Source organism: Alteromonas oceanisediminis, from assembly GCF_018474025.1.
Classification (GTDB): Bacteria; Pseudomonadota; Gammaproteobacteria; order Enterobacterales; family Alteromonadaceae; genus Alteromonas_E; species Alteromonas_E oceanisediminis.
This window is the reverse complement of record NZ_JAHCTA010000005.1, coordinates 387662-401302: the sequence shown is the minus strand read 5'-3', so window position 1 is coordinate 401302 and position 13641 is coordinate 387662. Positions and strand designations below refer to the sequence as shown.

Genomic DNA, 13641 nt, shown 5'->3' with positions numbered 1-13641 from the left:
ATTAAAAAACAAAAAACCTTGAGCACCCTAAAAGTGCTCACGGCTATACAAAAACCGCGCCCCTATTTTTTGGGACGCGGAATATTAAAGATCAATTATTGAACTGTCAAGCCAACGGGGTAAATCGTTGGCCTGCACAGGTGCACTGATAGTTACTCGTCAGTACCTGATTGATCGGCTGTTTCAGCATTTAACGCTTCGGTTAATGCCGCTTCAGCTTCAGCCGCGGAGACAGAAGGATCTTCCTGCATCTCTGCCAGCTTATTTGCTGTGCGTTTTTGATGGTAAGCGAAACCGGTACCTGCCGGGATCAAGCGACCAACAATAACGTTCTCTTTCAGACCACGTAAGTCGTCTTCTTTGCCTTGTACCGCCGCTTCTGTCAATACGCGCGTTGTTTCCTGGAACGAAGCCGCAGAAATAAACGATTCAGTAGACAGTGACGCTTTAGTAATACCCAGCAACTGTGTTTCATACAGCGCAGGCAACTTGCCTTGGCGCTCTAATTCACGGTTAGCAATTTTCACTTGAGAAACTTCAACCTGCTCCCCTTCAAGGAACTGGCTGTCGCCCGATGCAGTGATCATGCACTTACGTAGCATTTGTCGGATAACAACTTCAATGTGCTTGTCGTTAATTTTAACACCCTGAAGGCGATAAACTTCCTGCACTTCGTTAACGATGTAATTCGCTACATTGCTGATACCGCGTAAGCGTAAGATATCGTGCGGTGACTCTGGGCCATCGGCGATAACTTCACCTTTCTCAACTGACTCACCTTCAAACACGTTGAGTTGACGCCATTTCGGGATCATCTCTTCATACGGTTCGCCATCAGGACGCGTAATCACCAAACGCTTCTTACCTTTGGTCTCTTTACCGAAACCAATAGTACCGGTAACTTCAGCAAGAATGGCTGGCTCTTTCGGCTTACGTGCTTCAAACAAGTCAGCTACGCGTGGAAGACCACCTGTGATGTCACGTGTTTTCGATGATTCCTGTGGAATACGGGCAAGTACATCACCGGCATTAACCACTTTGCCTTCAGACGCTTCAATGGTCGTAAAGCTCGGTAAGCGAATCTCTTGTAAACCTGTTTCTTCGCTTTCAAGAATCAGTTTAGGCTCTTTTGCATTCACCTTCGCTAAGTCTTTCACCACGATACGAGTCAAACCGGTTAGCTCGTCTTGTTGCATCTCTGTATTTGAGTCATCGATGTCAGCGAATGAAATTTTCGCTGCACGCTCAAGCACGATGGGGTGACTATGCGGATCCCAGTTAGCGACGATATCGCCAGCATTGACGTCTGCACCGTCATCCGTGCTCAAAATCGCACCGTAAGGCACTTTGTAGCGTTCTTTCTCACGACCTTGATCATCAATTATCGTAATTTCCGTTGAACGAGAAACGATAACGACTTTGTCATCTGTATTACGCACATATTTAGCGTTATGTAACTTCAAGCTACCCGAGGTCTTCACCTGAACGCTGTTCTCTGCTGATGCACGCGATGCCGCACCACCAATGTGGAAGGTACGCATCGTTAGCTGTGTACCTGGCTCACCGATAGATTGTGCTGCAATAACACCCACCGCTTCACCATGGCCAACCATGTGCCCACGCGCCAAATCACGACCGTAACAGTTCGCACAAACACCAAAGTCGTTGTCACAGGTAATCACAGAACGAACCATAATTTGGTCAACGCTGTTGGCCTCGAGCATGTCTACCAATTGTTCATCAAGTAGCACGTTACGCTCTACCAACACTTCATCGGTGCCTGGCTTAAGCACATCTTCTGCCACGACACGACCAAGTACACGCTCACGCAATGGTTCAACTACGTCACCACCTTCGATTAGTGGTGTCATTTTAACACCTTCGAACGTGCCGCAATCGTCATTGGTAATGACCAAATCTTGCGCAACATCAACCAAACGACGTGTTAAGTAACCCGAGTTCGCTGTTTTCAATGCCGTATCGGCAAGACCTTTACGCGCACCGTGAGTAGAAATAAAGTACTGAAGTACGTTAAGACCTTCACGGAAGTTAGCGGTAATTGGCGTTTCAATGATTGAACCATCGGGTTTCGCCATCAGACCACGCATACCGGCTAGCTGACGTATCTGCGCCGCACTACCACGAGCGCCTGAGTCGGCCATCATATAAACGGAGTTAAATGATTGCTGCTCTTCGTCTTCGCCGTCTCTGTTTTTGACCGTCTCTGACTTCAAGTTATCCATCATCGCTTTAGCGACTTTTTCATTGGCGTTTGACCAAATATCGATAACCTTGTTGTAACGCTCACCAGCAGTAACCAAACCAGACTGGAACTGTTCCTGAATTTCAATCACTTCAGCTTCCGCAGCGTCGATGATTTCTTTTTTGGCATCAGGAATAACCATGTCATCAATACCAACCGATGCACCCGCAATCATCGCGTAATGGAAACCGGTATACATGATTTGGTCAGCGGCAATAACCGTGTCTTTCAAACCTAATGTACGATAGCAAGCATTCAATAAGCGTGAAATTTGCTTTTTGCCCATCGCCTGGTTAATGATTTCGAACGGCAAACCTTTTGGCAGAATGGCTGAGAAAATAGCTCGGCCAACAGTTGTATCCGTTAGCGTGACTTTCTTCGTTTTGGTGCCATCTTCAGCAACATCAAACTCAGTGATGCGGACTTTAACGCGAGCGTGTAGCTCAGCATTGCCAGTACGGTAAGCTTTTTCCGCTTCGTTTGGCGAGGTAAATACCATCCCCTCACCCAAACCATTCACTTTGTCACGCGTTAAATAGTAAAGACCTAATACAACGTCCTGTGAAGGTACGATGATAGGCTCACCATTCGCTGGCGATAGAATGTTGTTGGTAGACATCATCAAGGCACGCGCTTCTAGCTGTGCTTCGATGGTCAACGGTACGTGTACCGCCATTTGGTCACCGTCAAAGTCGGCGTTGTAAGCCGCACAAACCAACGGGTGAAGTTGGATTGCTTTACCTTCAATCAAGGTGGGTTCAAACGCTTGAATACCCAAACGGTGAAGGGTTGGTGCACGGTTTAGCAATACCGGATGCTCACGGATCACGTCATCTAAAACGTCCCACACTTCCGGCGCTTCGCGCTCAACTAACTTCTTAGCCGCTTTGATTGTCGTTGCTAGGCCACGACCTTCAAGCTTGCCGTAGATAAACGGCTTGAACAGTTCCAATGCCATCTTCTTCGGAAGACCACATTGGTGTAAACGTAACGTAGGACCAACAGTAATAACCGAACGACCTGAATAGTCGACACGCTTACCCAGTAGGTTCTGACGGAAACGACCCTGCTTACCTTTGATCATGTCAGCCAAAGATTTCAAAGGACGTTTGTTAGAACCGGTGATGGCGCGACCGCGACGACCGTTATCGAGTAACGCATCGACCGCTTCTTGTAGCATGCGCTTTTCGTTGCGCACGATGATATCAGGCGCAGCAAGGTCCAACAGACGCTTCAAGCGGTTGTTACGGTTGATAACGCGACGATATAAATCATTCAGATCTGACGTTGCGAAACGACCACCGTCAAGTGGTACCAACGGACGTAAATCAGGCGGAAGCACTGGCAGTACTGTCATGATCATCCACTCTGGCTTGTTGCCAGACTGCTGGAATGATTCAAGCAGCTTCAAACGCTTGGTAATTTTCTTGCGCTTAGTTTCAGAGTTGATGCTTGGCAACTCTTCACGCATAGCGGCTACGTCTGCGTCGACATCAAGGTGCTTAAGCAGTTCGAAAACAGCTTCGGCGCCCATCTTCGCGTCGAACTCGTCACCGTGCTCTTCCAATGAATCAAGGTATTCTTCTTCGCCTAACAGCTGACCGCGCTCAAGCGTTGTCATACCTGGCTCAGTCACCACATAAGATTCGAAATACAATACGCGCTCAATGTCACGCAACGTCATGTCTAGCATCAAGCCAATACGCGACGGTAACGATTTAAGGAACCAGATATGTGCCACTGGGCTTGCCAGTTCAATGTGACCCATGCGTTCGCGACGGACTTTGGTCAACGTCACTTCCACGCCACATTTTTCACATATGACACCGCGATGCTTGAGGCGCTTGTACTTGCCGCACAAACATTCGTAGTCTTTTACTGGGCCAAAGATACGGGCGCAGAAAAGACCATCACGCTCAGGCTTGAACGTACGGTAGTTAATGGTTTCTGGTTTTTTCACTTCACCGAACGACCAGCTACGGATCATATCAGGCGAGGCAAGACCGATTCGAATGTTATCGAACTCTTCTGTCTTGTTTTGTTGCTTCAGAAACTTAAGTAAATCTTTCACATTTTTCTCCCAGCGGAGTCAGTCTCAACAGGCCCGATGTAATACCGGGCCTCACTCATCATGCTCAGGTAAACGACCTGATTAGTGCTCTTCCAACTCGATATTGATACCGAGCGAACGAATTTCTTTCAACAATACGTTGAACGACTCAGGCATGCCTGGTTCCATTCTGTGATCACCATCAACGATGTTTTTATACATCTTCGTACGACCGTTTACGTCATCCGACTTAACTGTCAGCATTTCCTGCAAGGTGTAAGCCGCACCGTAAGCTTCAAGTGCCCATACTTCCATCTCACCGAAGCGCTGGCCACCGAACTGTGCTTTACCACCCAACGGCTGCTGTGTCACCAAGCTGTAAGAACCGGTAGAACGCGCATGCATCTTGTCATCAACCAAGTGATTCAGTTTCAGCATGTACATGTAACCTACGGTAACTGGGCGCTCAAACGAGCGACCGGTACGACCGTCAAACAAGGTGATTTGGCCACTTTCAGGAATATCAGCAAGCTTTAACATCGCTTTGATTTCATCTTCACGCGCGCCGTCAAATACTGGCGTTGCAACCGGAACCCCTTTGCGCAAGTTCTGTGCAAGACGGTCAATTTCATCGTCAGTAAAGCTGTCGATATCCACTTCTTGATGAGACTCACCCAACTCATACACTTCTTTAATGAAGGCACGAAGCTTGGCTTTTTCTTCTTGCTCTTTGAGCATGCGGTCAATTTTTACCCCAAGACCATGAGCAGCCATGCCTAAGTGAGTTTCAAGGATCTGACCGATGTTCATCCGCGACGGAACCCCTAGCGGGTTCAGTACGATATCAACGGGTGTGCCATCACTGTCGTAAGGCATGTCTTCAACCGGTTGAATGGTTGAGATAACACCTTTGTTACCGTGACGACCAGCCATTTTGTCACCGGGCTGGATGTGGCGCTTAACCGCAAGATAAACCTTAACAATCTTAAGTACACCCGGCGCCAAGTCATCACCTTGGGTGATCTTGCGACGTTTACCTTCAAACTTCTTATCGAAATCCTCTTTGGTTGTGGTGTACTGCTCAGCCGTTTGGTCAAGCTCGTTCTGAGCATCTTCGTCTTTCAATGGTAAGTCGAACCACTTCTCACGCGGAACACTGTCAAGCTTGGCTTGATCGATACCGTTTTTAAGCAGCAGGTTCTGTGCACGAGCAAAAATGCCATCTGCCAAGATGTTAAATTCATCCGACAAATCTTTCTTCACCTGACGTAATTGCATGTCTTCGATTTCAAGCGCGCGCTTGTCTTTCTCAACACCGTCACGGGTGAATACTTGCACATCGATAACCGTACCGTGAACGCTGTTTGGTACGCGCAACGAGGTATCTTTCACGTCAGACGCTTTCTCACCAAAGATGGCTCTTAGTAGCTTCTCTTCTGGTGTTAGCTGCGTCTCGCCTTTCGGCGTCACTTTACCAACCAGAATATCGCCGCCTTTCACTTCAGCACCGATATACACAACGCCAGACTCATCCAACTTGCTTAACGCAGACTCACCCACGTTCGGGATGTCTGAGCTGATTTCTTCTGGCCCAAGCTTAGTGTCACGAGCGATACAGCTTAGCTCTTGAATGTGGATCGTGGTAAAGCGATCTTCCTGAGCAACGCGCTCAGAAATCAAGATTGAATCTTCGAAGTTATAACCATTCCACGGCATGAACGCGATACGCATGTTTTGGCCAAGCGCCAAATCACCAAGATCAGTCGAAGGGCCATCAGCTAACACGTCACCAGCAACGATGGGGTCGCCTACGTTACACGTTGGCTTCTGATTGATACAGGTGTTCTGGTTAGAACGCGTGTACTTCGTCAGGTTATAAATATCGATACCGGCTTCACCAGGTACCATTTCGTCTTCATTCACTTTGATGACAATACGGCTTGCATCGACGTAGTCGACAGAGCCGCCACGTTTAGCAACCACAGTCACACCTGAGTCAACGGCAACGGTTTTTTCCATACCCGTTCCAACTAACGGCTTGTCAGCGCGCAGGGTAGGAACGGCTTGACGTTGCATGTTCGAGCCCATCAATGCCCGGTTAGCATCATCGTGTTCCAAGAATGGAATGATGCTGGCCGCAATGGACACGATCTGCTGTGGTGAAACGTCCATATATTTAATGTCATCTTTTGACATCAATGTCGTTTCACCGCGGTAACGACAAGGAATCAGGTCTTCAGCAAGTTCGCCGTCTTTAAGTTCTACGTTTGCTTGTGCAATCGCGAACTGACCTTCTTCAATCGCAGACAAATAATCAATATCGTCGGTCAACTTACCGTCAACAATGCGGCGGTAAGGCGTTTCTAGGAAACCGAAATCATTGGTACGCGCAAAGCTTGATAAGCTGTTGATCAAACCGATGTTTGGACCTTCAGGCGTTTCGATTGGACATACACGGCCGTAGTGAGTCGGGTGAACGTCTCGCACTTCAAAGCCTGCGCGTTCGCGCGTTAGACCGCCTGGACCTAAAGCAGAAATACGACGCTTATGCGTAACTTCTGACAGCGGGTTGTTCTGATCCATAAACTGAGACAACTGGCTGGAGCCGAAGAACTCTTTGACGGCAGCAGAAATTGGCTTAGCGTTGATCAAATCTTGCGGCATGATCGCATCAAGGTCGCCCAAGCTTAACCGCTCTTTTACGGCTCTCTCAACACGCACCAAACCGACGCGGAACTGGTTTTCAGCCATTTCGCCCACTGAGCGAATACGACGGTTACCCAAGTGGTCAATATCATCAACATCGTCTTTACCATCACGAATGGTGATCAACTGCTTCATCACCGCAATGATATCTTCGTTTTGAAGCGTGCCTGACCCTGTTAATTCTTCGCGACCTAGACGACGGTTGAACTTCATACGGCCAACCGAGGAAAGGTCATAACGATCTTCTGAGAAGAACAGGTTCTCAAATAATGTTTCAGCAGCGTCTTTAGTTGGCGGCTCACCAGGGCGCATCATACGGTAAATTTCTACCAGCGCGTCTAAGCGAGACTCAGCCGAGTCGATGCGGAGTGTGTCAGAGATATACGAACCGTGATCAAGTTCGTTGATGTACAATGTTTGTACTTCAGTAATGCCGGCTGCTTTCAGCTCAGTCATATTCTCTAGAGTGACTTCATCATTCGCAGCAACAATAATTTCGCCGCTTGATTCGTCAACGTAGCTCTTCGCATAGACTTTACCGACCAAGTACTCCATAGGTACTTCAAGCTCAGTAATTTTCGCTTTTTCGAGTGCACGCGTGTGACGAGCGGAAATACGACGGCCCGTTTCGACCAACACATTTCCTTCCGCATCCATAATATCGAATTGAGCAGTCTCACCGCGTAAGCGATCAGCTACCACTTCCATCATGGCACGGTCTTCCACGAAGCGGACTTGAATAGATTCAAAGAACTCTTCAAGGATCTGCTCAGTGCTCATGTCCAGCGCACGAAGAATAATAGACGCAGGTAATTTACGGCGGCGGTCAATACGCACAAACAAGTTGTCTTTCGGATCGAACTCGAAGTCTAACCACGAACCACGGTAAGGGATAACGCGCGCGTTATACAATACTTTACCGGAGCTGTGCGTTTTACCTTTGTCGTGATCAAAGAATACACCCGGTGAACGGTGCAGCTGAGAAACGATAACGCGTTCTGTACCGTTAATGACAAAGGTACCGTTTTCCGTCATCAATGGGATTTCGCCCATATAAACTTCTTGCTCTTTGATATCTTTCACTGTGCCAGGCGCAGCTTCTTTATCAAACAACACTAACCGAAGTTTAACTCTTAGCGGTGCAGAATAGGTGACGCCACGGATCTGACATTCTTTCACGTCAAACACCGGCTCACCGAGGCGATAACTCACATATTGAAGCTCTGAGTTACCTGAATAACTTTTTATTGGGAAAACAGACCGAAATGCTGCTTCCAAGCCATATTGACCATCAGGGTCGATATCAATAAACTTTTTAAATGAATCTAGTTGGATTGAAAGGAGGTATGGAATTTCCAATACCTGTGGGCGTTTGCCAAAATCCTTACGGATACGTTTCTTTTCGCTATAAGAGTAAACCATTGGTCCCTCAGCCTGCTGATTTTTGACCCGACCTGCCACATCAGTGCGCACTGTTGTAGCAAACTTCTAGTACCCTAATTCTGGGTAATCCCATAGCATACACCAATTTGTTGCTCTAATGTTAGATAACGCGTTGGTTTTTTGAGCTATTTTATTGGAACCCCATGCGCCTTTTTGTAGAGATTTTCAGGGTGAAAAAACGTCGAACTCTACAGCGCAAAAAGGCTGGTGATCAATAAATCACCAGCCTAAGCCTTATCGGCGAGTAATTGGGTTACCCCAAATTACTTGATTTCAACTTCTGCACCAGCTTCTTCAAGCTCTTTCTTCAGTGCTTCAGCATCTTCTTTAGAAACGCCTTCTTTGATTGCTTTTGGAGCAGACTCAACGACTTCTTTAGCTTCTTTCAAGCCAAGACCCGTTGCGCCACGAACCGCTTTGATAACAGCAACTTTGTTCGCGCCGAATGAAGTCATAACAACGTCAAATTCAGTCTTTTCTTCCGCAGCTTCAGCAGCGGCAGCAGGACCAGCAGCTACTGCAACAGCAGCAGATGCATCAACGCCGAATTTTTCTTCAGCTGCTTCGATCAACTCAACCAGTTCCATAACTGGCATTTCAGCAATCGCGTTTAAAATATCTTCTTTGGTTAGAGCCATGTCTCTAAACTCCTGGGTTTAATGTTAAAAAAATCAAAATGCCAAAAACGGGAATTACTTCTCGTCTTTGATCGCCGCCAATACGCGCACAAACTTGGTTGGAACTTCGTTGATCGTGCGAACGAATTTGCCAACCGGTGCTTTGAAGGTTGCAAGTAGTTTTGCAAGTGCTTCGTCGCGAGTCGGAAGTGAAGCCACAGCGTCCAATTTATCTGGACCCAATAGACCACTGCCAAGCGAAAGTGCAGTGACTTGAAGCTTGCTATTAGTCTTCGAATAGTCTTTGAAAAGACGTGCCGCACCGCCAGGTGCGTCTATCGAAAAGCCATAGATAAGCGGGCCGGTTAGGGCGCTTTCAATATCTGAGAACTTACTGTCTGCCAAACCACGTTTTGCTAGCGTATTACGAACAACTCGTAAGTAAACGCCTTGCTCACGCGCTTTAACACGCAGGTCAGTCAGTTCTGCAACTTCCATCCCACGGTATTCAGCGACGGCAACGGATAGAGCTCGAGATGCAACGTCGTTAATCTCCGCTACGATCTCTTTTTTTGCTGCTAAGCCTAGTGCCACTGAGTTCACCTCTTTTAATCTGACATCCAGCTAACTAATAATGCTGTGTGTCAGGGTTCACAGATTGATACAAAGATAAACGTCATCGATGTACCGCTCTACGGTGTTCGTTACCCCAGAGAGTCTGAGTCGAAACCACCGTCTGCGCAGGCAGCTAATTAAGCGAGCGTTACGCGGAAGTTCTCTTACCTCTTCCACCGCGTCGCACCTGCGGTCTTGGACGGGAGCCACAATGTTAGCTGCGGCTCCAACCCATATTCTTTAAGAGAAAAAAACTTAGCTTAGTGTTGACTGATCAACAACAATACCGGCACCCATTGTCGTGCTTAAGCTAACTTTCTGAATGTATGTACCCTTTGCAGATGAAGGCTTCGCTTTACGCAAGGCTTCCAATAATGCTTCAAGGTTCTGTTGAATTTGCTCAACATCAAACGCAATCTTACCAATGCTGGCATGAATGATACCGTTCTTGTCGTTGCGGTAGCGAACCTGACCCGCTTTAGCATTTTTTACTGCCGTTGCAACGTCAGGTGTAACCGTACCCGTTTTCGGGTTTGGCATAAGGCCGCGAGGACCAAGAATTTGACCTAACTGACCAACAACACGCATTGCGTCTGGGCTGGCAACAACTACGTCGAAGTTCATTTCGCCTTTCTTGACTTGCTCCGCAAGATCGTCCATACCCACGATATCAGCACCGGCAGCTTTTGCCGCTTCTGCATTCGCGCCTTGGGTAAATACCGCTACGCGAACATCTTTACCAGTACCGTTTGGTAACACAGTTGCACCACGAACGTTTTGGTCAGATTTCTTAGCGTCGATGCCTAGGTTGACAGCAACATCGATACTTTCAGGGAACTTAGCCGTGGCGAGTTCTTTCAATAAAGCAACCGCATCTGCAATCGCATATTCTTTAGTTGAGTCTACTTTTTCAGCGATTAGACGAGCGCGTTTCGTTAACTTAGCCATTCGATTAACCCTCTACCTTCAAGCCCATGCTACGAGCAGAGCCCGCGATGGTGTTAACCGCTGCGTCAAGATCGGCCGCCGTAAGGTCTGGCTCTTTCGTTTTCGCAATTTCTTCCAATTGAGCGCGAGTAACAGTGCCCACTTTCTCAGTATTTGGACGACCTGAACCGCTTTTAATACCCGCGGCTTTCTTCAATAAGAAAGAAGCAGGCGGGGTGCGCGTTTCAAAGGTAAATGAACGGTCTTCATAGACGGTAATCACAACAGGAACCGGAGCGCCTTTTTCGATGCTCTCTGTTTTCGCGTTAAACGCTTTACAGAATTCCATGATGTTAACGCCTTTTTGGCCCAGTGCAGGACCAACAGGAGGACTTGGGTTAGCAGAACCTGCTCCCACCTGTAACTTGATGTAGCCAGTAACTTTTTTAGCCATTGCTTATCACTCTCTCAGTTTGGGTAAAGCGCCTCGCAAGTATTGAGATTACCTGCTCAAACGGCTCCCCGATAGAATTTAGGGTCGCGAATTATAGGAGATGATTAAAAGATGTGCAAGGGGAGAATGGATTTAATTTGGAGAACGGGTTAGCAGTTGAACGTCTCATCCATTAACGCTGAGATTCGAGCGCCAACAGCCTGTTGGCCTCATCCAGTTAACGACAACGTTTCTACTTATCTAAATCAGCAAACGCGTCGTTTAACTGATATTTTTTATCAGTCACGATGGCTTCGAGCACCTCAAGTCGCTTTTTCATGGCATTAACCTGGTTTTGCAAGTCATGCTTTTCTGATTCACCCAACTTGGTATTCAGTTTAGCCATATCCTTTTTATGGCTGGTCCACACGCCAATAAAGACGATTGGTAATACAAAACCGAACAAAATGATAAAGACGAAAATCATGCCGCTGTCCATAAGATCTTCCTCGCAATGCGCTCTCAACGAATAATGACCAAATTACCGCTATTTGATCGAAAAGTCAGCTTCCAGTTGTTTCAAATTGTGTAGATATTCCCTACCGCTGAGGAAATATTGCGAGCCAACCCCGGTTCTTTTTCGGTGAGCCACCTGCAACTCCCCATAAACCCGCTCCACGAGGCATATTCAGATACTGCCCCTGATTGGCATGGTTCTTTCTAGTACAACGCCACTGTTAATTGCACACGTTACGGCGTAAAGGAGAAACCAGCCTATGTATGATATTTCGCTACCCTCACCCGGATTCGGCACCTTTCGTTTAAAAGGCGACACGGTAAAGCATGCGCTGACCCATGCACTCAACGCAGGCTTCAACCACGTTGATACCGCGCAAATATATGAAAATGAACAGGATGTTGGCGAAGCCATCAGTGAACACACGCGCAAGCGCGGAGATATTTTCATTACCACCAAGGTGTGGTTTGATAATTTTGAGAAGTCTGCCTTTATCCCCAGCGTTGAGGAAAGCCTCACCAAATTAAAAACGGATTACGTCGATTTGCTACTTATCCACTGGCCTAGCCCAGACGGCAAGGTACCAATGAGCGAGTATCTGCCCGAATTGGTTAGTTGCATGCATAAAGGATTGACTCGCGGTATCGGCGTTTCAAATTTTACGCCCGAACTTCTTGAGCAAGCATTTTCGGTCATCGGTGAAGACACGATTTCGGTCAATCAAATAGAAGTGCATCCGCTCTTTCAAAATCGCGACACGGTTAACTATTGTCAGCGCAAAGGGATCGCCGTTGTGGGCTACATGCCTGTGGCGAATGGCAAGGTTATGGAAAACGATGTGTTAAAGGCGATTGCAAAAGAGCACCAAACCACACCCGCATCGATAGCCATTGCGTGGCAGCATCAGCTCGGCGTTGTTCCTATTCCTTCGTCGACTAATGAAGAACATATTCAAGCGAATTTGGATGCAATAAAAATTCGCTTAACACCTGAGCAAATGAGCAAAATAGAGAAGATCGATACAGGCAAACGCCTAATCGACCCTGATTTCGCTCCTGATTGGTAAGTGATAGCCGGGGCAGATTACTGCTCCGGCTTAATGCAATTTATCTGGCTTAACGTCTGCGCAAATATTCAAAGGCAAACAGTGATTTGCGAGAGCGCTTATTATAGTACTGACAATAAAGTTTTTCTCCAATTTTAGGAGCTAGGGTACTGCTATTGCCAAAAACGCTCAGCATTTTCTTCCCACGCTCATCTAAGTTTTTATCCCATGCTGAACTGCGATCACTGTTACTGCCTTCGCTGCATTCCTCAGCATGGGCTACATTGTGACCACAATGTAAATGATAATCCTTTGGCGATAGGTAATTAACTCTCGAAGGATATTCTGTTTTAGGCTCGTCCTGCCCTAGGGCACCCGCTCGAGGATTATCTGAACGGACGCATTGCATTTCCCAATCATTAGCACTGCCTAACGCTTCAAACTTCTGTTCATCTACTTCCATGTAGATTGCTTGGCCGGAAACGATTGAAGGTAAAATACAATCATTGCTCACTGAACTGGGAATGCGGTCAACAAAACCACTTCTTTCTTCTACGCTAAAGCCTTGTTGGAACTCATAGTTCCCAGGAGTACCCACCACAACGTTTTCGATCGGTAAACCGGCACACTGGGTAAACGCAATAAGTGAATCTGCTGGACCACCCTCCAAGCTGGGTTCACCTTTTGTTGCGAGGCCTGAATCGGACACTTTTTCTTCGGCGCTCTGAACATGACTTTCTGCTTCTTCAACGGCTGTGACTGCCTTCGACGCTTTCTCTTTCAATCTATCAAAAAACTGTGCATCTGCTTGAAGCGAACAAAGTGATAGTCCAATGCCCGTAAACGCTATTACTGCTAAGGATTTACGCATGTATTTTACCTTTTTATCTTTTATCATCTGGGATCAATAGTGAGGCGTTTACTGAAAACATCATTCGCAAACGCTTCATCAAGTTAGCGTCGATACTGATCACGTAGACGTTAATTCATACTTTAGTATTAAAATTGGTCGTTCCCTCTGAGCG

Annotated in this window: 9 protein-coding genes; 1 reads left to right on the top strand and 8 read right to left on the bottom strand. The window is 47.1% G+C overall.

What is annotated here, in order from left to right:
• Window positions 1-152 precede the first annotated feature (152 nt).
• From rpoC to KIU71_RS11315, 7 genes are all read right to left on the bottom strand, one after another.
• Complete coding sequence (gene rpoC, locus KIU71_RS11345; protein WP_214131383.1) at window positions 153-4334, bottom strand: DNA-directed RNA polymerase subunit beta'; 4182 nt, start codon at window positions 4332-4334, stop codon at window positions 153-155.
• An 81-nt stretch (window positions 4335-4415) separates the two neighbouring features.
• Entirely contained in the window at window positions 4416-8441 is a 4026-nt protein-coding gene (gene rpoB / locus KIU71_RS11340) for a DNA-directed RNA polymerase subunit beta (protein ID WP_214131382.1), read from the bottom strand.
• A gap of 284 nt (window positions 8442-8725) precedes the next feature.
• Entirely contained in the window at window positions 8726-9100 is a 375-nt protein-coding gene (gene rplL / locus KIU71_RS11335) for a 50S ribosomal protein L7/L12 (RefSeq protein WP_214131381.1), read from the bottom strand.
• Between the two features lie 54 nt (window positions 9101-9154).
• Entirely contained in the window at window positions 9155-9673 is a 519-nt protein-coding gene (gene rplJ / locus KIU71_RS11330) for a 50S ribosomal protein L10 (RefSeq protein WP_214131380.1), read from the bottom strand.
• A gap of 276 nt (window positions 9674-9949) precedes the next feature.
• Window positions 9950-10642, bottom strand: a complete 693-nt coding sequence (gene rplA / locus KIU71_RS11325; protein WP_214131379.1) for a 50S ribosomal protein L1 — start codon at window positions 10640-10642, stop codon at window positions 9950-9952.
• Window positions 10643-10646: 4 nt separating this feature from the next.
• Entirely contained in the window at window positions 10647-11075 is a 429-nt protein-coding gene (rplK, locus tag KIU71_RS11320) for a 50S ribosomal protein L11 (protein WP_214131378.1), read from the bottom strand.
• 232 nt (window positions 11076-11307) lie between these two features.
• Window positions 11308-11553, bottom strand: coding sequence for a hypothetical protein (locus KIU71_RS11315; protein WP_214131377.1), 246 nt, complete (start codon window positions 11551-11553; stop codon window positions 11308-11310).
• Window positions 11554-11830: 277 nt separating this feature from the next.
• Here KIU71_RS11315 and dkgB point away from each other — a divergent pair, with 277 nt between their 5' ends.
• The gene (gene dkgB / locus KIU71_RS11310; RefSeq protein ID WP_214131376.1) at window positions 11831-12637 is read left to right on the top strand and encodes a 2,5-didehydrogluconate reductase DkgB; all 807 of its coding nucleotides are present in this window, start codon (window positions 11831-11833) and stop codon (window positions 12635-12637) included.
• Between the two features lie 49 nt (window positions 12638-12686).
• On the opposite strand, the gene KIU71_RS11305 is transcribed toward dkgB, so the two are convergent.
• Window positions 12687-13514, bottom strand: coding sequence for a hypothetical protein (locus KIU71_RS11305; RefSeq protein WP_214131375.1), 828 nt, complete (start codon window positions 13512-13514; stop codon window positions 12687-12689).
• Window positions 13515-13641 lie beyond the last annotated feature (127 nt).